Source organism: Accumulibacter sp., assembly GCF_016789985.1.
Classification (GTDB): Bacteria; Pseudomonadota; Gammaproteobacteria; order Burkholderiales; family Rhodocyclaceae; genus Accumulibacter.
The window spans coordinates 1-22,177 of sequence record NZ_JAEUOL010000036.1 but is presented as its reverse complement, the minus strand read 5'-3'; the positions used below and the strand labels follow the sequence as shown (position 1 = coordinate 22,177).

The window sequence follows — 22,177 nt, the reverse complement described above, 5'->3', positions numbered from 1 at the left end:
GCGCAACCCGGAACTCTCGATGTCGGTGCCCGTTCGTCCGGACGGGCTGATCGCCGGACCGCTGATCGAGGACATGCCGGCGATGGGCAAGACGCCGACCGCCCTGGCGCGAGACATGGAAAAAGCGCTCGGGACCTTCATTCGGGATCCGATCGTGACGGTGGTGGTGACCGGTTTCGTTGGCACGCACAGCGAGCAGATCCGGGTGGTTGGCGAGGCTGCCAAGCCGCAGGCACTGCCCTACAGACAGAATCTGACGCTGCTCGACGTGATGATCGCGGTCGGTGGTCTGACCGATTTTGCCGACGGCAACCGGGCGACGATCGTACGCGCCATGCCTGAGGGCGAGAAGCAGCAATACAGTGTTCGTCTGACCGATCTGATCCGCAGGGGTGACGTCTCCGCCAATGTGGACATGAAGCCGGGAGACGTGCTGATCATTCCGCAGAGCTGGTTCTGATCGGCGGTTTGTTCGCTGCTCGGCCCGCTGTAAGCCGCTCCGTTGTGCTGCCGAAGGCGGCCAGCTTTCCCGCAACCGATACCTGATAGAGTCTTAATCCGATGGATGAACTGCTTCGACAAGCGATAACTGTTCTGCGCGGAATGTGGAAGCGTCGCTGGCTGGGGATCGTCGTCGCCTGGATCGTTGGTCTGGCCAGCGTGGTGACGGTGCTGGCCATTCCCGACAAGTATGAGGCGTCGGCGCGCATCTTTGTCGATACGCAGTCGATCCTACGGCCGCTGATGTCCGGCCTGGTGACCCAGCCCAATGTCGATCAGCAGGTGATGATGCTGAGCCGCACCTTGATCACCCGGCCGAATGTGGAGAAGTTGATCCGGATGGCGGATCTCGACCTGAAGATCCAGTCCAAGGCGGAGCGGGAAACACTGATCGAGACCTTGACGGCGTCGCTGAAGATCAACAATACCTCACGCGACAACATCTATACGATTACCTATCGCGATACCCAGCCGGAGAGCGCCAAACGGGTGGTGCAGTCGCTGGTGTCGATCTTTGTCGAATCCAACCTCGGTGACGCGCGCAAGGATACGGAGTCGGCACGCAAGTTTCTCGACAAGGAGATCGCCGGCTACGAGAAAAAGCTTGAGGAGGCAGAGGCTCGCCTCAAGGAGTTCAAGATGCGCAACATGGCGACCCAGAGCGCCGAGGGCAAGGATTATTTCACCAGAATAAGCGCTGCCGGTGCTCTGCTCGAACAGAGCAAGCTGGAATTGCGCGAGGCCGAACAGTCGCGCGACACGCTCAAGCGCCACATCGTCGGCGACGAACCGTCTCTGGTGCCGAACGTCGGCCAGGAGTCGATTGCCGGCATTTCGGTTCCCGAGATTGACGCGCGTATCGACGCCCTGCAGCGCAATCTCGATGCCCTGCTGCAACGCTATACCGAAAAGCACCCGGATGTGGTGAGTGCGCGTCGTCTGGTCAAGGAACTGGAAGACCAGAAGCGGCAGGAGATCGCCGACCGGCGCAAGGCGGCACTGGCCAATCCTGCCGCGTCGTTGAGCAGCAGCCCGGTGCACCAGCAGCTCAGAATCACGCTCTCCGAGGCGGAGGCGAATGTCGCAGCGCTGCGTACCCGTGTCGCCGAGTATCAGTCGCGCTACAACCATCTGGCAGAATCGGCCAAGATGATGCCGCAGATCGAGGCAGAATTCACCCAGCTCAATCGTGACTACGAGATCAACAAGAAGAACTACGAGCAACTGGTGCAGCGGCGTGAATCGGCCAGCATGGGTAGCGAGATGGAGAACACCGCGGGTGTCGACTTTCGCCTGATCGATCCGCCGCGCGCTTCGCCGAAGCCGGTCGCGCCCAATCGTGCCCTGTTTCTGCCACTGACGCTGCTCCTTGCACTGGCCGCCGGGGTGGCTGCCACCTTTGCGGCGAGCCAGTTGCGCCCGGTATTCTTCGACGCGCGTTCGCTACGCGAGGCAAGTGGCTTGCCGCTGCTCGGCACGGTTTCCCTGTTGAGCGACGAGTCGAGAAAGCGCGGTGAACGGAAGGACATGATCCGCTTTGCCGCTGCCTGCGTGTCCCTGATCGGCGCTTATGGTGCGGGCTTGCTCGCCTTGTTTCTTCTTTCCGTCCGTAATGCCTGAGGAAAACAGATGAGCCTGATTGAACAAGCGGCCAAACGCCTGGAGCAATTGCGCAAGGCGGGTGTTGCGGTACACGGTGCGTCGGCAGAGACCGAACTGCCGCTCACCGATGTCGGCGCTACAAGCGCCGAGGCCCCAGTATCGGCAGTCCCGCCGGCGCCGATGGTGCGCCTGTCGGCCGCCGCGGCAGAGGCGGCAACGCCGCCAGGCGGGCGGGCTGCCGTGCTCTCTCGTCGTATCGAGATCGATCTTGCGGCGCTTTCTGCCAGTGGCCTGATCAGCCCCGATGCGCCGCGATCACAACTGGCCGATCAGTATCGGGTGATCAAGCGACCACTGATCGCCAATGCCATGGGCAAGGGAGTGGCAGCGATCAAGCGTGGCAACCTGATCATGGTGACGAGTGCAATCTCCGGGGAAGGCAAGAGCTTCACGGCGATCAATCTGGCGATCAGCATTGCCATGGAACTCGACAATACAGTCATGCTGGTCGACGCGGACGTGCCCAAGCCTTCGGTGCTCAAGATGCTCGGGGTACCGCCGGCACGTGGCCTGCTCGATGTACTGACCGACGAAAACGTTGAACTTTCACAGGTGCTGCTGCGTACCAATGTCGAGAAGCTCAGCATTCTGCCAAGCGGCACACAGCATCCGCGTGCCACCGAACTCCTGGCCAGTGCGGCCATGGTCCAGATGCTCGACGAGATGGCCAATCGTTATCCCGATCGGATCATCATTTTTGATTCCCCGCCGCTCCTGATGACTACTGAATCGCGGGTGCTGGCCAGCCACATGGGACAGGTGGTAGTCGTGGTGAAGGCGGAAAGCACCGTGCGCAGTGACGTCAAACATGCCTTGGCGGCGATCGACTCGTGTCCGGTGAAGCTGGTTCTGCTGAATCAGGCGCGCACTGTCACGCAGGACGGTTATGGCTACGGCTACGGTTATGGCTATGGTTATGGTTATGGTTCAGAGAGTGCTTGAGAAGTTGCGCGGCATTCCCGGCGACGTGCCGTGGCTGAGACATCACCGGCTTGTCCGGCGAATCGGTGTCGACCTGGTCGCGCGGCCAAGAAATCCGCAGTGGGCGTCCTGGCTGGGCCTGGCCAGTTGCCTGCTGGTGGCACCCGTGTACGCGGAGAACTGGCAGATCACGCCCAGCATCGCCCTCGGGGAAACCCTGACCAACAACCTCTACCTCACTTCGAGCAACAAGACGAGTGATCTGGTGACCGGCATCACGCCAGGCATCTCCATCGACGGGCATAGCGGTCGTGCCAGTCTGCGCTTCAACTATTCGGTGACGCAGTACCTCTACGCCCGCGAGTCGTCGCAGAACAATCTGCAGCAAGGGCTGAATGCCTTCGGGACGCTCGAGGCAATTGAAAACTGGTTGTTCATCGATGCCAGCGGCACCATCTCGCAGCAGAACATTTCTGCGTTCGGGAAAGTTGCGCCATCCGATGCCAACGTCGACAACAACCGGACAGAGACCTTCTACTATTCGATCTCGCCGTATATCAAGGGACGTTTCCTGTCGTCCACCGAGTACTTCCTGCGTTACACGGCGAGCGGGACCAATGCCGACTCATCGGCCGTGTCGGATTCGACGATGAGCCAGTGGCTGGGCCGGATCAATGGCGACACGCATTGGGGTCCGCTCAGCTGGGCGCTCAACGCCAGCAGCGTCAGCACTCGTTATGATGTGGGTCGGGACCGTGACGACACGCGTTATGGACTGACCCTGTCCTACCGCTTGACTCCGCAGTTCCAGCTCTCGCTCATCGCCGGGCGCGAAACGACGAACCTGGTCAGTTTGAACGACGAGACACATAGCGATTCGGGTTTCGGCATCCTATGGACGCCGAGCCCGCGCACCAAACTGGAAGGGAGCATGACCCGGCGCTTCTTCGGCAATGGCTACAACGTCGCTTTCAGTCACCGGATGCCTCGCGCCCTGCTGACCTATGCGGCCAGCAATGACGTTTCGTATCAGCCGTCGGGTGTCACCAACACCGGGCAGGGCGCCAACTACAATGCCTACTATGCGATCATCGCGGCGAACAATCCAGGCCTCTCGCCGGATGCGATCAAGGCGCAGGTCAACCAGGTCCTGCAAGGCAGAGGCGTTCCGGCCGATGGAACGGTGGTCAACGGTTACCTGACCAACCGTCCCAACCTGCAGAAATCGCAACAACTTTCGTTGGCCCTACTGGGAGTTCGCAATACCCTGACCTTCAGTGCGACGGAAAGTCAGCAGCAACCGCTGGGTGTGGTCAACGGCTTGACCGATGACTACTCGCTGGCCAACGAGGTGACGCAGCGCGGCTTCGGCGTCATCTGGGGGCTGCAACTGACCGGTTTTTCGTCGCTCTCGTTGTCGCTCAATGAGCAGCGCAGTCTGGCGAATGGCACTGGTTCGCTGGATACCAAAACGCAAGGCGCGTACCTGCTGTTTACCACGCGCCTGTCACCCAGCACGCAGGCCAACGTCGGTGCCCGGCGGGTGATTTCCGATGGTGGGGTCAATGCAAACTACACCGAGAGCGCGCTGACTGCTGCGCTGTCGCACAGTTTCTGATTCACCTGCATGTACGAGTCGTTCTATGGCTTGACGAACAAGCCGTTTCAGCTCAACCCTGATCCGTCCTTCTATTTCGCCAGCAAACAACATCGGCGGGCGATGGCCTACCTCGAGTATGGTTTGAACCAGAACGAGGGGTTCATCGTCGTCACCGGCGAGGTGGGTGCCGGCAAGACGACGATCGTGCGCGGTCTGCTCAATGACCTCGATTCGGAAAAGGTGGTGGCGGCGCAACTGGTCAGCACCCAGCTCGACGCCGAGGATACCCTGCGCATGGTTGCCGCGGCTTTCGGCGTCGGCAATCGAAACACCGGCAAGTCCGAACTCCTGCTTGCTCTTGAGGCCTTCCTGGTCGATGTGACCCGTCAGGGCAAGCGCTGCCTGCTGATCGTGGACGAGGCGCAGAACCTGGCGCCGCGTGCGGTGGAGGAGCTGCGCATGCTCTCGAACTTCCAGTTCGGTACGCAGGCACTGTTGCAGAGCTTCCTGATCGGTCAGCCGGAGTTCCGCAAGATCATGCAGAGTCCGCAGATGCAGCAGTTGCGCCAGCGCGTGATCGCCGCTTGCCACATTGGTCCGATGGACCAGGATGAGACACAGGCCTACATCGAGCACCGGCTGAAGTGTGCCGGATCGAAGGGCTCGCCACGCTTCGATGCCGGAGCCTTCGAAGCCCTCTTCGAGGCCAGCGGTGGTGTTCCCCGACGGATCAATGCCCACTGTGATCGCCTGCTGCTCTCCGGCTTCCTGAGCGGCAAGGCCGATTTCACGCGCGCCGATGTCGAAGAGGTGGCGCACGAGCTGCGCGAAGAAACTCAGGCGGCGTCACCCTTGCCGGTCGGCAAGAACCTGGAAGACGGTCATGTGGCGCTGCATCCACAACTCACCGACAGCGGTATTCTCGACATCGACCTGTCGCGCTCGGGGCTCGATGGCAGCACGGCAGATCAGGCGGCGCGCGTCATTGCCGATCTGAAAAGCGGACAGTCGGAGCAGCGCCTGATCCGCATCGAGCGCAGCATGTTTCGTCTGGAGCGCAACAACGCAGCAATCCTGTCACTGTTGCAGCAACTGGTCGATGCACTGCGCGTCAAGCAATGAAAGGGGTGTGTCGTCTTGCTCAATGAGGAATGGCCCGCCGGGCTCGGGCCGGTGATTTGCGTCGTCGGCGCGCGTCCCAATTTCATGAAGATGGCGCCGATCCTGCGTGCCTTCCGTGCTCATCGCCCGGCCTTGCCGACCTTGCTCGTCCACACCGGCCAGCACTACGACAGGGACATGAACGACCGTCTGTTTGTCGATCTTCGCCTGCCGCATCCGGACATCAACCTAGAAGTCGGGTCGGGCACGCACGCGGTACAGACGGCGGAAGTGATGCGTCGTTTCGAGCCGGTACTCGACGCGCATCGACCGTCCTGCGTGCTGGTGGTCGGCGATGTCAATTCGACGCTGGCCTGTGCTCTGGTGTGCGTCAAGAAGGAAGTACCGGTGGTGCACGTCGAGGCAGGGCTGCGCAGCCACGATCGCCTGATGCCGGAGGAGATCAACCGGGTCCTCACCGACCAGATCGGCGACCGGCTGTATACCACGGAACGGAGCGCGCACGCCAATCTGGCGCGCGAGGGAATTGCCGATGAGCGAATCTGCTTTGTCGGCAATGTGATGATCGACTCGCTGTTGGCGAACCGCGAATGCGCCGTGCCCGCGACCAGGACACTGCAGCTCGCTGGTGCCGATCCGGCGGTGCTTGACCATCCCCAGGGCTATGCCGTGGTAACGCTCCATCGACCGTCGAACGTCGATCACGTCGACCGCCTGCGACCGCTGCTCCGCGCGTTGCGTGAAGTCTCCGAAAAACTGCCGCTGGTCTTTGCCATGCACCCGCGTACGCGTGCCAACGTGGAGCGATCAGGCCTGAGCGACCTGCTGGCCACTCAGCGCATCGTTCTGTTGCCGCCGCAGGGCTATCTGGAGATGCTTGGCCTGCTGAGCAGCGCCAGACTGGTGCTTTCCGATTCCGGGGGGCTGCAGGAGGAGACCACTGCCCTTGGCGTGCCCTGTCTGACGATTCGCGAGAACACCGAACGCCCGATCACCGTCGAGCAAGGCACCAATACCCTGGTCGGTTGCGATCCGTCAGCGATTCGCAGGGGGGTCGACGAAATCCTGTCCGGCTCCGGCAAGATCGGACGTGTCCCGGAATTCTGGGATGGCCGGGCGGCGGAACGCATTGCCGCAGATCTTGCAGTCTGGCTGATTGCGCGTCACCTGCAGCCGGCAGTTAACGCCTCGAGTTGATGAGATGTCAAACCTGTCACTCACCAATGCACTGACCATCGACGTCGAAGACTACTTTCAGGTTTCGGCCCTCGCCCCCTACATCCCGCGCGATCAATGGCCGCTGCGGGAATGCCGGGTTGAACGCAATGTCGATCGGATTCTCCTGATGCTCGACGAAAAAGGGGTCAGCGCGACCTTTTTCACGCTCGGCTGGATCGCTCAACGTTATCCTGAACTGGTACGGCGCATAGCGAACGCTGGCCACGAAGTGGCCAGTCATGGCTTCGGTCATCAGCGCGCCAGCGATCTGACGGAGGCCGATTTTTCGGCCGACGTCTCTCGGGCAAAGAAAATGCTGGAAGACATTACGGGTGATGAAGTGAAGGGCTACCGCGCGCCAAGCTTTTCGATCGGGGAAGGCAATCTCTGGGCTTTCGACTGCCTGGCAGATGCCGGCTACCGTTACAGTTCGAGCATCTACCCGATTCGCCATGATCACTACGGCATGCCCGACGCGCCGCGCTTTGGGCATCGCGTGGCTGGCGGGCTGCTCGAGCTGCCGGTGACCACGGCCCGCTTCTTCGACCGCAACTGGCCGGCCAGCGGTGGCGGCTATTTTCGGCTGCTGCCCTACGCCCTGTCACGCTGGCTGCTGCAACAGGTCAACCGGCTGGACGGGCAGCCGGCCATCTTCTACTTCCACCCCTGGGAAATTGATGCCGGACAACCGCGCATCCCGGGTATCAGCGCCAAGACGCGCTTTCGTCACTATGTCAACCTGCAATGCACCGAAGGCCGACTGAGACGATTGCTGGCCGATTTTCGCTGGGGACGGATGGACGAAGTGTTTCTCGGCGAGGGTGCCGCGCGGGTTGCGGGGGCGTAATGAGATCGACTGCCGAGGAAGTTGCCGGAGTGGCCGCCGTGCGTGCGCCGCTGGTCGTCAAGCGTCTGTCGGTCGGTGATCGGGCGGTGGCCGAGCGCTGGGATGCCTTTGTCCGGGCCTGCCCGGCGGCCACGTTCTTTCACCGCGCCGGCTGGCAACGGGTGATCGACCAGGTGTTCCGCCATCGGACGCACTTTCTCTATGCCGAGCGCGCCGGTGTAATCGAAGCCGTGCTGCCGCTGGCCCAGGTGAAGAGCGTGCTGTTCGGAAACTCGCTGGTCTCGCTGCCGTTCGCGGTCTACGGCGGGGTGGCTGCGAGCAACCCGGAGGCCGCCGATTTGCTGGAAGTCGAGGCGCAGCAGACGGCCAGGCGCCTGGCGGTCGACCACCTGGAGTTGCGCAACCTCGAACAACGTCACCCGGAATGGCCGCGGCAGGATTTATACGTCAGATTTCGCAAGGAAATTGCGCCCGAGCTGGAAGCCAACCTGCTGGCCATTCCACGCAAGCAACGGGCGATGGTGCGCAAAGGAATCAAGAATGGTCTGCGCAGCGAGCTGGATGCCGATATCCGGCGTTTCTTTTGCCTCTACGCCGACAACGTACACCGTCACGGGACACCCGCCCTGCCAAGGCGTTATTTCGAGGAATTGCTGCGCGTGTTCGCTGGCGATTGCGACGTGCTGACGGTCGTCGATCCGGCGGGGCGTCCGTTGAGCAGTGTGCTGAGCTTCTATTTCCGTGGAGAAGTCCTGCCTTATTACGCTGGCGACGAATGGTCGGCACGCGAGCTGGCAGCCAATGACTTCAAGTACTGGGAGTTGATGCGCCGCTCCTGCGAGCGCGGGCTGCAGGTCTTCGACTACGGTCGCAGCAAGCAGGGTACTGGTTCGTACTCCTTCAAGAAGAACTGGGGCTTCGAACCCGAGCCGCTTTTTTATGAATACTGCCTCTATCGTCGCAACTCGGTGCCACAGAACAATCCCGCGAACGCCAAGTACCGCTTGCTGATCAACACCTGGCAAAAGATGCCGATCGCTATGGCCAACTGGCTGGGACCGTTCATCGTACGCAACCTGGGTTGAGCGATCCTGGGCCTGACGCCGTGGTGCCGCACTCGGGCGATGTCGATGATTGTGATTGTTGAACATTACTGTTTGCTGAAAGCCATTGCATGAGCCACCCCAAAACAAGCCACGTGTCAGTCACCGCTCATCCAGGTTGGCGTTTGGCGGCGCCTGCCTTGGTGCTGGTGCTGTTGATCATCCTGTGGCTGTTCCGTGAGACTGCGGTCGACATGGCGGGGATCTGGGTCCGTTCCGACACTTATGCCCACGGAATGATCGTGCCCCCGATCACGCTATGGCTGATCTGGCGGGTGCGCGCCGATGTCGCGATCCTGGTGCCCAGAGGGAGCTATCTGGCCGTCCTGCTGATGGCTGGTGCCGGGTTTTGCTGGTTGCTTGGCCAGTTGGCGGCGGTCAATGCGTTGCCCCAGTTTGCGCTGACCGCGATGCTGATTCTTGCTGTGCCGGCGGTGGCCGGCTGGCAGGTTGCCAGACGAATCGCTTTTCCGTTGCTGTTCCTGTTCTTTGCCGTACCATTTGGCGATTTCACCCAGCCGAAACTGATGGAATGGACGGCCCAGGCGACCGTTGCCGGTTTGCGGCTGACCGGCATACCGGTCTACAGCGAAGGACAGCACCTGATCATTCCCAGCGGCAGCTGGGCGGTGGTCGAGGCCTGCAGCGGCGTGCGCTATCTCATCGCTTCGCTCACCGTAGGCACGCTGTTTGCCTATCTCACCTACCAATCCCTGCGGCGGCGTCTGCTTTTCGTACTGTTTTCGATCATCGTGCCGATTGTTGCCAACTGGGGGCGCGCCTACATGATCGTGATGCTCGGTCATTTGTCGGGTAACAAGCTTGCCGTCGGAGTCGACCACCTGATCTATGGCTGGGTCTTCTTCGGCCTGGTGATCCTCGCGATGTTCTGGATCGGCGCCCGTTGGCGCGAAGATGAAGTGTTGCCGCCGGTGTCACACGTGGCGTGGCCATCCACCGCTGGCGCCGGACCTGCCGCCGCATTACCGATCACGGCAGTGCTCGGCGTTCTGGTCGCTGCCTGCTGGCCGTTTGCGCAAAGGCAGCTCGATGATTACTCCTCGGCTGAGGCGGTCAGCAGCATGGCGGCGCTGGGTGCGATTCCGGGCTGGCAGAACAGCCCACAAGCGCTCCATGACTGGGAACCGAGGTTTGCCAATACAGCCGCGCGTACCCGGGTGGTTCTCGAACATGACGAGCACGCGGTGGGTCTCTTTATCGCCTACTACCGTAACCAGGATCAGCAGCACAAACTGGTCAGTTCGACCAATGTGCTGGTGACCAACGACGATCCGGTCTGGGCGAAGGTCGGTAGCGGGATGCAGCAGATCGCGATCGGCCAACAGGCTGTGACGATTCACACGGCACAGTTGCGCGGACCACGTGGCACGCGGCTGTTAGCCTGGCAATGGTATTGGATCAATGGGCGCTGGACGACCAGCGATGCCCTGGCCAAGGCGTATACCGCATGGTATCGCCTGACCGGTCAGGGGGACGATTCGGCCGTGGTTGTGCTCTTCGCGGAGCAAGGCAAGCCGGGTATCGCCGATGCCGTACTGGCAGATTTCACCGACGCCGCCGGCCCGGCGATCGAGCGCGCCTTGCGACAAACGGCGAGTGCGCGGTGAGTGGCGTACGCGACGCATGGTAGCGATGGCGATGAATCATCAGGGCGCAACGGAACAAGATGGCAGACCACTGATTCTGCATGTCATTCACCATCTGCACACCGGTGGGCTGGAGAACGGACTGGTCAACCTGATCAACCGGCTTCCTGAAGCCCGGTTCCGGCACGCCGTGGCCTGTATCGAGGACTTTTCCGATTTCCGCCTGCGCTTGACCCGTGCCGACACCCCGGTGCTGGCGCTGCATCGTTCGCGAATCGGCGTATGGCGGCTCAGGCGGAGGTTGTTCTCCCTCTGCCGCCAGTTGCAGCCACGGATCGTGCATTCGCGCAATCAGTCGGGACTCGATGCCCTGTTGCCAGCCCGACTGGCCGGTGTGCCGCATTGCATTCATGGTGAGCACGGATGGGATGTGGACGACCTCGGTGGAAGACGAATCAAACCGGCGTTGCTGCGTCGTGTGCACTCGCCGCTGGTCGACCGTTACATCACCGTATCGGCCGACCTGAGGAACTACCTGGTGCAGCGGCTGCGCATTCCGGCTGGGCGGGTGACACAGATCATCAATGGCGTCGATGTTGCGCGCTACGTGCCGCCCTCGGCGTCTGCGCGGCAACTGCTGCCGACCGGCTTCGCCGGGCCTGGGAACCTGCTCATCGGGACGGTTGGGCGGGTGCAGGCGGTCAAGGATCAGGAAACGCTGCTGCGCGCGTTTGCCTGCTTGGTCAGCAACGCCGGCCAGGCAGGTTCGCAGGCAAGGCTGGTGATTGTCGGCGATGGTCCCTTGCGTGCGTCGCTGACCCGCCTTGCCGATACCCTCGGCGTCGCGTCGCTGACCTGGTTCCCGGGCAGCGTCAGCAATGTCCCCGAACTGTTGCAGACCTTCGATCTCTTCGTCCTGCCGTCGTTGGCCGAAGGCATCTCGAATACATTGCTTGAAGCGATGGCCACCGGTCTGCCCTTGTTGGTAACGGCGACCGGCGGCAACGTCGAACTCGTGACGGATGGCGTCAACGGGCATCTGTTTCAGCCCGGGGATGTGGCCGGACTCGGCGGCTTGCTGAGCCAGTATCTGGCCGACCCGTCACTGCTCAGGATGCATGGCAAAGCGGCTCGCGAAATGGCGGTCGGGCGTTTCAGTCTGGCGACCATGCTGAACAACTATCAGACCGTTTACGAGGAATTCTGTGCGCGGGCTTGAGCTGCTTCCACCTTCCGCAGCACGGTCCCCGTCAGCCACCGAGCGGGAGCCGGCGGTGGCGGCACGCCGGCAGCGCAGCTCCACGCTGGACCGGTGTCCGGCGCCAGCGGCGGGTTCCTACTGACCTGGAAAAGACAAAAATCAACCATGTGCGGGATTACTGGCATTTTCGATACTCGTGGGCGGCGTGACATTGATCGTTCGGTGCTTACGCGGATGAACGAATCGCAGCAGCATCGAGGCCCTGATGAAGGCGGCCTGCATCTTGAAGCGGGTATCGGCCTGGGGCACCGGCGGCTGTCGATCATCGACCTGTCCACCGGCCAGCAGCCGCTTTACAACGAGGACCAGAGCGTTTGCGTGGTGTTCAACGGCGAGATCTACAATTACCAGGAGCTGATCCCGGAACTGCTGGCGCTCGGTCACGTCTTTCATACGCGCAGCGACACCGAGGTGATCGTGCACGCCTGGGAAGCCTGGGGCGAGGACTGCGTGCGTCGTTTCCGCGGCATGTTCGCCTTTGCGCTCTGGGACCGCAATCGGGAAACGCTGTTTCTGGCACGTGACCGGCTGGCAGTCAAACCGCTGTTCTACGCTTTCCTGACCGACGGGACCTTCATTTTCGGCTCCGAACTGAAATCCCTGCTGGCGCATGGCGGTCTGGCGCGCGATATCGATCCGCTGGCGGTCGAGGAGTATTTCGCCCTCGGCTATGTCGCCGAGCCGCGTACCATCTTCCGTCAGGCAAGCAAGCTGCCGCCGGCGCATACGCTGACCCTGCGTCGTGGCCAGCCGGCTGCAGCGCCGAAGGAGTACTGGGATGTGCGTTTCAGCCTCGACAGGCGGACTTCGCTGAGTGATGCCTGCGCACAACTGGACGAGCGGCTCAGCGAATCGATTCGCCTGCGCATGATCGCTGAAGTGCCGCTCGGTGCGTTTCTCTCCGGCGGAGTCGATTCGAGTGCGGTCGTCGCGCTGATGGCCGGCCTTTCCACCGGGCCGGTCAATACCTGCTCGATCGCCTTCGATGATCCGGCCTTCAATGAAGCGGCGTTTGCCCAGAAGGTGGCCGACCGTTATCATACCAATCACCACTGCGACCTGGTTGCCAGCGACGATTTCGATCTGATCGATACGCTGGCCAGGCTGTACGACGAACCCTATGCCGACAGTTCGGCCATCCCCACCTACCGCGTGTGTCAGCTGGCGCGCAAACATGTGACCGTGGCGCTGTCTGGCGATGGCGGTGACGAGACCTTCGGTGGTTATCGCCGTTATCGCCTGCACCTGATGGAAGAGCGACTGCGTGCCGCGCTGCCGCATGGCGTTCGTCGGCCGATCTTTGGCCTGCTCGGTCGCGTATACCCGAAGGCCGACTGGGCGCCCCGCATGTTCCGCGCCAAGACCACGTTCGAGGGCATGGCAAGAACGACAGTCGAAGCCTACTTCCACTCGGTTTCGATTCTGCGTGGTCCGATGCGCCGCCAACTGTTCACCAATCGTTTCCGGAGGGAGGTGGACGGTTACAGTGCGCAGGACGTCTTTCGCCATCATGCCGGTCGCGCCGGTACCGACGATCCACTGGCACTGATTCAGTACCTCGACCTCAAGACCTACCTGGTGGGCGATATCAACACCAAGGTTGACCGTGCCAGCATGGCGCATTCGCTCGAGGTGCGCGAGCCGCTGATGGATCACGAGCTGGTCGAGTGGATGGCGACGCTGCCGTCTTCGCTCAAGGTGCGCGGTCAGGAAGGCAAGTTTCTGTTGAAGGAGGCGATGCAGCCCCGCCTGCCGCAGGACATTCTGTATCGTCCCAAGATGGGCTTCGCCGTACCGCTTGCCCGCTGGTTTCGCGGTCCACTCCGGGAGCGTGTCCGGCAGGCGGTGCTCGGCCAGCGCCTCGCTGCGACCGGCTGGTTCAATCAGGATTACCTGCGTCATCTGGTGGACGCCCATCAGTCCGGGGCGAGCGACTTCAGTTCGCCACTGTGGACGGTGTTGATGTTCGAGGCTTTCCTGCGCAACGTCATGGACGCTCCGGCGGAGCAGGCCGGCCTGATCACCGGGGTGGCGGCTGTGCCATGAATCTGCGCATCCTGCATGTCCTCGACCACTCGTTGCCGCTACACAGCGGCTACACTTTCCGCACGCTGGCCATCCTGCGGGAACAGCGCGCGCTGGGCTGGCAGACGGTTCATCTGACGACGCCCAAGCAGGGTGCGGGGGAGATTCTGCAGGAAGAGGTTGACGGCTGGCTCTTCCACCGCACGCCCAGCGCCTCCGACAGCGGCCTGCTCAGCCAGATGCGGCTGACCGCCCGACGCCTGCAGGAACTCGTGCGGGCGACCAGGCCGGATCTGATTCATGCCCACTCGCCGGTGCTCAACGCCTTGCCAAGCTTGTGGGTGGGCCGCCGCCAGGGCTTGCCCGTGGTTTACGAGATGCGCGCCTCGTGGGAGGATGCGGCGGTCGATCACGGCACCACCTGCGAAGGCAGCCTGCGTTACCGCGCCTCGCGTGCCCTCGAGAGTCTGGCGCTGCGTCGGGCCGATCAGGTGACGACGATCTGTGAAGGGCTGCGCGGTGATATCGCCGTGCGCGGCATACCGCCCGAACGAATCACGGTGATTCCGAACGCGGTTGATGTCGGCCTGTTTCGCCTGGACACCGAGCCGGATGGCGCGTTGCGTCGTTCGCTGGGGCTCGATGGGGCGACGGTGATTGGTTTTGCCGGTTCGTTCTATGGCTACGAAGGGCTCGATCTGGTGCTCGAGGCGACCCGGCAGATGCTGCCTCGGCACCCGCAGTTGCGTGTTCTGCTGGTCGGTGGCGGGCCGCAGGAGAGCAGTCTGAAAGCGCAGGCGGCCGCCGCCGGGATCGAGCAGCAGGTCATCTTTACCGGCCGGGTGCCGCACTCCGAAGTGCAGCGGTATTATGAACTGATCGACGTGCTGGCTTACCCGCGTCTGCCAATCCGGCTGACCGAGCTGGTCACCCCGCTCAAGCCGCTCGAGGCGATGGCGCAGGGACGGATGCTGGTCGCCTCCGACGTCGGCGGACATCGGGAGCTGATCCGACACGGTGAGACAGGATTCCTGTTCCGGGCCGGTGATGCCGTCGCTCTTGCCGCGGCGATCGAGGAGGTTCTCGCCAGGCGTCCGCTATGGCCACAGATCCGGCAGCGGGCGCGTCGCTTTGTCGAGGTCGAACGAACCTGGGCGAGCAGTGTGGCGCGCTATCGCGAGGTTTACCGCCGCGCCCTGGCCGGCTACGGCCGCAGTTCACCCAACTGATTCCGAGGTTTCAACGTGTGCGGTATTCACGGCATTTATCGTTTTGACGGGCTGAGCGTCGAGCCCGGAATTCTCTCGGCCATGGGCGACCGCACGCGGCATCGTGGCCCCGACGACGAAGGCAGTCATCTTGATGGACCCTGCGGCATTGCCATGCGTCGCTTGTCGATCATCGACCTCGCCGGCGGTCACCAGCCCCTGTCGAATGCCGACGAAACACTGTGGCTGGTGTGCAACGGCGAGATCTACAATTTCCGCGAGCTGCGCAGCGAACTGCAGGGCAAGGGCTACCATTTCAAGACCGGCTCCGATTGCGAAGTGATCCTGCATCTCTATGCTGCCGAGGGTGACGACTTCGTTCTCAGGCTGAACGGCATGTTCGACTTCGCGCTGTGGGACGCGCGCCGGCGCCGCCTGCTGATCGGCCGCGACCGGCTTGGCATCAAGCCGCTGTATGTCTTGCACGACTGGCAGCGGCTGGCTTTTGCCAGCGAGGCGAAGGCCCTGCTGGCTCTGCCGGGCATTACTGCCGAACTCGATCGGCAGGTGGTCGCCGATTACCTTCATCTTGGCTACGTGGCAGCTCCCGGCTGCATCTTCAAGGGCATACGCAAACTGCCGCCGGCCACCCTGCTGGCGGTCGAAGATGGTCAGGTACGCGAATGGCGCTACTGGCGGCTCCCCGAGCGCAGCATGCAGGGCTTGGCCGAAGGCGAGTGGCGCGCGCGCGTGCGGGCGCAACTCGATGAGTCGGTGCGCATGCAGATGGTCAGTGACGTACCGATCGGAGCCTTCCTGTCCGGCGGGGTCGATTCGAGCGCGGTGGTCGGCCTGATGGCGCGGCACTCGCAGCAACCCATTCGCACCTACGCCATCGGCTTTGCCGGTGGTGAAGCGGAGGCCCTGTATAACGAGCTACCTTACGCCCGCCGGGTGGCCGAGTTGTTCTCCACCGAGCATCGCGAGATTCTCGTCCGTCCCGATGTCGTCGCTCTGCTGCCGAAGCTGCTCTGGCACATGGACGAGCCACTGTCCGATACGGCCTTCATTACCACCTTCCTGGTTTCCGAATTCGCCCGCCAGGATGTCAAGGTGATTCTCTCCGGGGTGGGCGGTGACGAACTCTTCGGTGGTTACCGGCGTTACCTGGGTGGCCATTACGCCAGGAGCTATGGTCGCCTGCCAGCGTGGCTGCGGCGCTCGGCGAGCTTTGCCGCCGCCCGTCTGCCAGCCGACCGGCACTCGGGCTGGTTGAACACACTGCGCCTGGCCAAGGGTTTCCTGGCCTCGGCAGAAATGACGGCGGACGAGCGCTATCGCAGTTACCTGCAGGTGCTCGACCGGCAGGCCGTCGCGGCCTTGCTGATCGAACCGGCGGTGTGGGCCTCCGACCCCTTGACGCGGGCCTTTGCGGCTGCCGGCAACGATGACGAGCTGAATCGGATGTTCGCCGTGGACGCCGAAACGCAATTGCCTGACGATCTGTTGCTGCTCACCGACAAGATGAGCATGGCCGTGTCACTCGAATGTCGGGTGCCGCTGCTGGACCACGAACTGGTCGAGCTGGCGGCGGCCATGCCGGCATCGATCAAGGTGCGCGACGGCCGGCTCAAGCACCTGATGAAGACGTCGCTGGCCGATTTGCTGCCGGACGACATTCTCAATCGCAAGAAGCGCGGTTTCGGCACGCCGATGGGCGCCTGGCTCAAGCGTGAGCTGGCTCCCCTGTTGAGGCGTTTGCTGTCTGTCGAGATGGTGAGTGCGCGTGGTCTGTTCCATCACGCCCGGATCGAGCAACTGGTGGCCGACCACGAGGCCAACCGGATCGACGGCACCGACGTTCTGCTGGCCTTGATGAACCTCGAGGTATGGAGCCGCATCTACCTCGACCGGCGTGACCCGGGGGACGTTGCCGAAGAACTGAAGAGCTACGTTGCATGAACATTCTTTACGTCTGCCACCGTTTTCCGTTTCCCCCCAAGCGCGGCGGCAAGATCCGCCCCTTCAACATGATCCGCCATCTGTCGGCCAGTGGACACCGCGTCACTGTCTGCTCGCTCGCCCGCTCGACCGAGGAAGCGGAGGAGGGGCGGGGGATTGCACCGCATTGCGCGCGTTTCGAGATGGCGCAGGTGTCCGACCCGGTGCAGACGCTGCGCATGGTGGCACGCTTGCCGCTGATGACACCTTCGTCGATGGGCTACTTTTACTCACCGTCGCTCAAGCAGCACATCGGCACATTGCTCAAGGCGGAAAAGTGGGATCTGATCTTCGTCCATTGCTCATCGGTTGCGCAGTATGTCGAGCAGGTGCGCCATGTCCCGAAGATTCTCGATTTTGGCGACATGGATTCGCAGAAATGGCTCGAGTATGCCAACTACAAGCCCTTTCCGCTGTCCCTTGGCTACCGCCTCGAAGGCAACAAGGTGCTGGCGGCAGAGAAACGCCTGGCCAGACTTTTCGACCTGTGTACGGCAACCACACGGGCCGAGTGGGAGACATTGGAGGACTATCGCACTGCTGTGGCGACGGACTGGTTCCCGAACGGTGTAGACGCCGACTTCTTTTGTCCGTCGGCCGAGCCCCACGATCCGGATACGCTAAGTTTCATCGGACGCATGGATTACTACCCGAATCAGGAGTGCATGAAGCGCTTTTGCGGGCAGATCTGGCCGATGCTCCGCGGGCACCGCCCGCAGCTCAAGCTGCTCATCGTCGGCGCCGACCCGTCGCCCGAGATGCGCAAACTGGGCGAATTGCCGGGTGTCACGGTCACCGGCTCGGTACCTGATGTGCGCCCCTTCGTCCGCCGCTCGGCGCTCATGGTGGCGCCGTTGAACATCGCTCGCGGCACGCAGAACAAGATCCTCGAAGCGATGGCGATGGGCGTTCCGGTGGTCACCAGCCGGATTGCCGCCGGTGGGGTGGATGCCGAACCCGTGACGCATTTCCTTGTTGCCGATACTGCAGAGGAATATTCTGCAGCGATCCTGAAGGTCCTGGACAACCCCGCCGAACGGCAGCGATTGGCAACTGCCGGGCGGCAGCGCATGCTCAGCAACCATGCCTGGCCGCATTCGATGGCAAGACTGGACCGGATAATCGACCGTTGCATCGGAAACTTTTGGCAAAGCAAAGGAAGGCTCGCATGAAAATCAGCATTTTTGGTCTGGGCTATGTCGGGGCGGTGTCTCTGGCGTGCCTGTCACGCGACGGTCACGAGGTGATCGGAGTCGACATCGATTCCGCCAAGCTCGACCTGATCATGGCCGGCAAGACACCCGTGGTCGAGGAAGGCATGGTCGACCTGATGGCTCTCGCCGCCGCCAGTGGCCGGGTGACGGTGACCACCGATGCGCAGGAAGCGGTACTGGCCAGCGAGCTGTCCCTGGTTTGCGTCGGCACGCCTTCGGCGGCCAATGGCAGTCAGGACCAGGGTGCGATCCTGCGTCTGGCGGAGGAAATGGGACTCGCCATTGCGGCCAAGAGCACGCCGCATATCGTGGTTTTCCGTTCGACCCTGGTGCCGGGTACGGTCGAGGAAGTGTTGCGTCCGATCATCGAGACGAAGTCGGGCAAGAAGGACGGCGAGGGCTTCTTTCTCTGCTTCCAGCCCGAGTTCCTGCGCGAAGGATCGTCGATCCGTGATTACGACAAGCCGCCGTTCACCGTGGTGGGTGCCAACCATGCTTTTCCGTCCGAGCGCCTGCGCGAACTCTTCGGCAGGCTGCCGTGCCGTTTCATCGAGACGTCGGTGCGTTCGGCCGAAATGATGAAGTACTGCTGCAACAATTTCCACGCGCTGAAAATCACTTTCGCCAACGAAACCGCACGGATCTGCGATGCCTTGGGCGTGGATGCCTTCGAGGTGATGGATCTGGTCTGCCAGGACACGCAGCTCAACATCTCGGCCGCCTATCTGAAGCCCGGCTTCGCCTTTGGCGGCTCCTGCCTGCCAAAGGATCTGCGGGCCACCACCTACCTGGCCAAGATGCACGATGTCGAGTTGCCGATGCTCGGCGGCATCATGCAGTCGAACCGCAACCATCTCGATCTCGCGTTGCGCAAGCTGCTTGCCCTGGGCAAACGGAAAATCGGTTTCGTCGGCCTCTCGTTCAAGACCGGTACCGACGACCTGCGCGAAAGCCCATTGGTGACGCTGGCCGAGCAGTTGATCGGCAAGGGAATGCAACTCGCGATCTACGATCCGGAGGTGCATCTGGCACGCCTGCTGGGCGCCAACCGCAGCTTCATCGAACAGCATCTGCCGCACATCGGCCGGATGATGCGTGCCGAGATCGACGCGGTGATCGCCGAATCGGAAGTGCTGGTGATCGGCCTTGCCGGGCAGGAGATCGCCGATACTCTGGCTCGTTCATGCCGTTCCGAGCAGGTGCTGCTCGATCTCGTCCGGCTGCCCAATCGGGCAGTCATCCCGGCCCGGGTCGAGGGTTTGTGCTGGTAGTCGGGCGCGCTGTGGCGCGTGCCGTTCATTCTCGGCCACGCCATGTCGGTGGCTCGCTGCGGCTGGCGAGTCCGGCCTTGCGGGCAGAAGGCAGCGCTGCTGCAGGTATCTCCAGGGTAAAGGGATGATGGCAATCGAGGCGAACGATGCGCTGGGCGGTGGCTCCCTGCCACGGATCTGCGTGGTCGGTCCGCTCCCGCCACCGTCCGGCGGGATGGCGAATCAGTGCGAACAGCTCGTCCGCCTGCTGCGAGCGGATGGTCTGGCGGTGGAGTTGGTGCGGACCAATGCCCCGTATCGACCGGCCTGGGTCGGGCACTTGCCATTCCTGCGCGCAGGTTTCCGCCTGTTGCCCTACCTGCGCCAGCTTTGGCAGGCGGCTGGACGGGCAGGGCTGATGCATATCCTGGCCAATTCAGGTTGGGCCTGGCACCTGCTCGTGGCGCCAGCCATGCTGGTTGCACGCCTGCGCCATACACCGGTGATCATCAATTATCGAGGCGGCAATGCCGACTCTTTTTTTTCCACGGGGCCGCGCTATGTGCTGAACATGCTGGCTCGGGCATCGCTGCGTGTGACCCCGTCAGCCTTCCTGCAGCGGGTTTTTGCGCAACATGCCCTGAGCGCCGAAGTCATCCCCAACATCATCGACCTGTCGCGTTTCGCTCCGGCTGCGCCGCGATCCTTCGGTCAGTCGCCGCATCTGGTGGTGACCCGCAACCTCGAGCCGATCTACGACATACCGACCGCGCTCCGTGCCCTGGCACAGATTCGATCATCGTTTCCGGGGGCGCGCCTGACGGTTGCCGGTAGCGGTCCGGAACTTTCGCGCCTGCAGGCGCTCGTGGCCGAACTCGGGCTGCAGGACGGCGTCCACTTCTCGGGGCGGATTGCCAATGCCGATATCCCCGGTCTTTATGCGTCGGCCGATTGCCTGCTCAACCCGAGCACGGTCGACAACATGCCGATCTCGATTCTTGAAGCGTTTGCCAGTGGCGTACCGGTGGTAAGCACCCGTGCGGGAGGGATTCCTGACCTGGTCGAGCAGGGTGTTTCGGGTTTGCTGGTGCCGATCGGTGAGCACGAGGCGATGGCGCGTGCGGCACTGCGCGTTTTGCAGGATCGCGCGCTGGCTTCTGCCCTGCGGCAGGCCGGGTTGGTACAAGCCCGGCGCTATGCCTGGCCGCAGGTGAAAAGGCAGTGGCTCGACGCCTATCGTCGGGTTGCTGCAGTGGGGAGAAACTCTTGATGTGTATGCTGCCTGGCTGACGGTTCCCGTGCGTGCCGATGCTCCCGGCACAAGCAAGAACCTTGTTATCCGTTCCTATGGAAAACCTCGCTATGACTGCCCTTTCCGAAACACTGCTGCGCAAGTACTACACCAATAGTCCGCACCCCTACCGGGTGTACGAAGAGCGAGTCGAGTCTCTGCTGACCGCCGAGGCCGTGCTGCTCGACGCGGGCTGTGGGCGTACGGTGCCGGTTCTGAGAAAGTACCTCGGGCGGGCCAGGCGCCTGATTGGCGTCGAACTGGTCGACTTCACCGATGTTCCGGCAGGAATCGATACCTATAATGCCGACCTGTCGGACATACCCTTGCCGGATGCGAGCGTAGACCTGATCATGTCGCGTAGCGTTTTCGAGCACCTGACCGATCCGGCAGCGGTATACAAGGAGTTCTCGCGCATCCTGCGTCCTGGTGGGGTGGTGGTGTTCCTGACTGCCAACATGTGGGATTACGGTACCCTGGTGGCGCGTCTGGTACCCAATCGTTTCCATGGCAAGATCGTCAGGCAGGTCGAAGGACGCGCCGAGGAAGACACCTTTCCGACCGCCTACCGGACCAATACGCGCAGCGATGTGGATGGTTTGGCGATGGCGGCCCGGTTGACGGTCGAGTCTTTCGAATACCTCAGCCAGTATCCGAATTATCTGATGTTCAATGGTGGCCTCTTTTTCCTGGGGACCTGTTACGAGAAACTGATCAGCCGTTTCGACTGGCTGCGCTTTCTGCGTGGCTGGATACTGGTGACGTTGCGCAAGCCGGGTCGCGTCGCTTGACGGTCGCCCGTGCTGGCACGGAGGTGGTGGATCATTCACCGGCCATCGATCGTCGAGCGGCGGGTAATTGCTCCGAGGAGAAGCTCTTGAGTTGGTATACCGGGATGTGCTCGGGTTTTCTGTTCCCGCTGCATGAGCGCCTGAAGGGACACGATTCGGTGGCCAGGCGCAAGGCGCTCGAGGAAAGCCAGTGGTGGTCTGCCGATCGTCTGGCGGATCACCAGGCGCGACGTTTGCGCGACTTCCTGGTCGATATCGGGGCCCGTGTTCCTTACTATCGCGACCTGTTCGAGCGCGCCGGCTTCGTGCCGCAGTCGGTGCGTGGCACGGTCGATCTGGCCGCCCTGCCGCTGCTCGGCAAACCGGAAATTCGGGACAATGCCGATCGACTCAAGGCGGAGGGCCACGGACCGCTGACCCGTTACAATACGGGCGGGTCATCCGGCGAGCCGTTGATCTTCTATATGGGCAAGGGGCGCAAGAGTCACGATGTGGCGGCCAAGTGGCGCGCCACCCGCTGGTGGGACGTCGACATCGGTGATCGCGAGCTGGTGG

17 protein-coding genes and 1 pseudogene are annotated in these 22,177 nt (G+C 62.4%); all 18 read left to right on the top strand.

From position 1 onward, the window contains the following. Positions 1–460 (top strand): XrtA/PEP-CTERM system exopolysaccharide export protein (locus tag JNK99_RS02125; protein WP_291847948.1); only part of this gene is annotated, 460 nt, incomplete at its 5' end. Positions 461–561: 101 nt separating this feature from the next. Then, on the top strand, positions 562–2,121 hold the full coding sequence (locus JNK99_RS02120) for an XrtA system polysaccharide chain length determinant (RefSeq protein WP_291847946.1): 1,560 nt from the start codon (positions 562–564) through the stop codon (positions 2,119–2,121). Positions 2,122–2,130: 9 nt separating this feature from the next. Further along, the gene (locus JNK99_RS02115; RefSeq protein WP_291847943.1) at positions 2,131–3,105 is read left to right on the top strand and encodes an XrtA-associated tyrosine autokinase; all 975 of its coding nucleotides are present in this window, start codon (positions 2,131–2,133) and stop codon (positions 3,103–3,105) included. Continuing rightward, positions 3,098–4,702: a TIGR03016 family PEP-CTERM system-associated outer membrane protein gene (locus tag JNK99_RS02110; protein WP_291847941.1), complete on the top strand. Its 1,605-nt coding sequence runs from the start codon at positions 3,098–3,100 to the stop codon at positions 4,700–4,702. Before JNK99_RS02115 ends, JNK99_RS02110 begins: the two co-directional genes overlap by 8 nt. Positions 4,703–4,711: 9 nt before the next feature. Next, positions 4,712–5,806, top strand: a complete 1,095-nt coding sequence (locus tag JNK99_RS02105; protein WP_291847938.1) for an XrtA/PEP-CTERM system-associated ATPase — start codon at positions 4,712–4,714, stop codon at positions 5,804–5,806. A gap of 15 nt (positions 5,807–5,821) precedes the next feature. Continuing rightward, positions 5,822–7,003 (top strand): UDP-N-acetylglucosamine 2-epimerase (non-hydrolyzing), encoded by a 1,182-nt coding sequence (wecB, locus tag JNK99_RS02100; protein ID WP_291847935.1) that lies wholly within the window; start codon positions 5,822–5,824, stop codon positions 7,001–7,003. Positions 7,004–7,007: 4 nt separating this feature from the next. Next, positions 7,008–7,871 (top strand): XrtA system polysaccharide deacetylase, encoded by an 864-nt coding sequence (locus JNK99_RS02095; protein ID WP_291847932.1) that lies wholly within the window; start codon positions 7,008–7,010, stop codon positions 7,869–7,871. Further along, positions 7,871–8,956, top strand: a complete 1,086-nt coding sequence (locus JNK99_RS02090) for a FemAB family XrtA/PEP-CTERM system-associated protein (RefSeq protein WP_291847929.1) — start codon at positions 7,871–7,873, stop codon at positions 8,954–8,956. Before JNK99_RS02095 ends, JNK99_RS02090 begins: the two co-directional genes overlap by 1 nt. Positions 8,957–9,117: 161 nt before the next feature. Next, the gene (gene xrtA, locus JNK99_RS02085; RefSeq protein ID WP_366518686.1) at positions 9,118–10,602 is read left to right on the top strand and encodes an exosortase A; all 1,485 of its coding nucleotides are present in this window, start codon (positions 9,118–9,120) and stop codon (positions 10,600–10,602) included. 25 nt (positions 10,603–10,627) lie between these two features. Next, positions 10,628–11,800: a TIGR03088 family PEP-CTERM/XrtA system glycosyltransferase gene (locus JNK99_RS02080; protein WP_291847923.1), complete on the top strand. Its 1,173-nt coding sequence runs from the start codon at positions 10,628–10,630 to the stop codon at positions 11,798–11,800. 147 nt (positions 11,801–11,947) lie between these two features. Continuing rightward, complete coding sequence (locus tag JNK99_RS02075) at positions 11,948–13,888, top strand: XrtA/PEP-CTERM system amidotransferase (protein ID WP_291847920.1); 1,941 nt, start codon at positions 11,948–11,950, stop codon at positions 13,886–13,888. Further along, complete coding sequence (locus tag JNK99_RS02070; RefSeq protein ID WP_291847917.1) at positions 13,885–15,096, top strand: TIGR04063 family PEP-CTERM/XrtA system glycosyltransferase; 1,212 nt, start codon at positions 13,885–13,887, stop codon at positions 15,094–15,096. The genes JNK99_RS02075 and JNK99_RS02070 overlap by 4 nt, the downstream gene beginning before the upstream one ends. Before the next feature lie 15 nt (positions 15,097–15,111). Beyond that, positions 15,112–17,037, top strand: a complete 1,926-nt coding sequence (gene asnB / locus JNK99_RS02065; RefSeq protein WP_291847914.1) for an asparagine synthase (glutamine-hydrolyzing) — start codon at positions 15,112–15,114, stop codon at positions 17,035–17,037. Next, positions 17,034–18,248: a TIGR03087 family PEP-CTERM/XrtA system glycosyltransferase gene (locus JNK99_RS02060; protein ID WP_291847911.1), complete on the top strand. Its 1,215-nt coding sequence runs from the start codon at positions 17,034–17,036 to the stop codon at positions 18,246–18,248. Before asnB ends, JNK99_RS02060 begins: the two co-directional genes overlap by 4 nt. Beyond that, the gene (locus JNK99_RS02055; protein ID WP_291847908.1) at positions 18,245–19,561 is read left to right on the top strand and encodes a nucleotide sugar dehydrogenase; all 1,317 of its coding nucleotides are present in this window, start codon (positions 18,245–18,247) and stop codon (positions 19,559–19,561) included. Before JNK99_RS02060 ends, JNK99_RS02055 begins: the two co-directional genes overlap by 4 nt. 124 nt (positions 19,562–19,685) lie before the next feature. After that, entirely contained in the window at positions 19,686–20,810 is a 1,125-nt protein-coding gene (locus JNK99_RS02050; protein ID WP_291847905.1) for a glycosyltransferase family 4 protein, read from the top strand. 92 nt (positions 20,811–20,902) lie between these two features. Continuing rightward, the gene (locus JNK99_RS02045; protein ID WP_291847902.1) at positions 20,903–21,622 is read left to right on the top strand and encodes a class I SAM-dependent methyltransferase; all 720 of its coding nucleotides are present in this window, start codon (positions 20,903–20,905) and stop codon (positions 21,620–21,622) included. 86 nt (positions 21,623–21,708) lie between these two features. Beyond that, a pseudogene (locus tag JNK99_RS02040) lies at positions 21,709–22,177 on the top strand (phenylacetate--CoA ligase family protein); the annotation flags it as partial.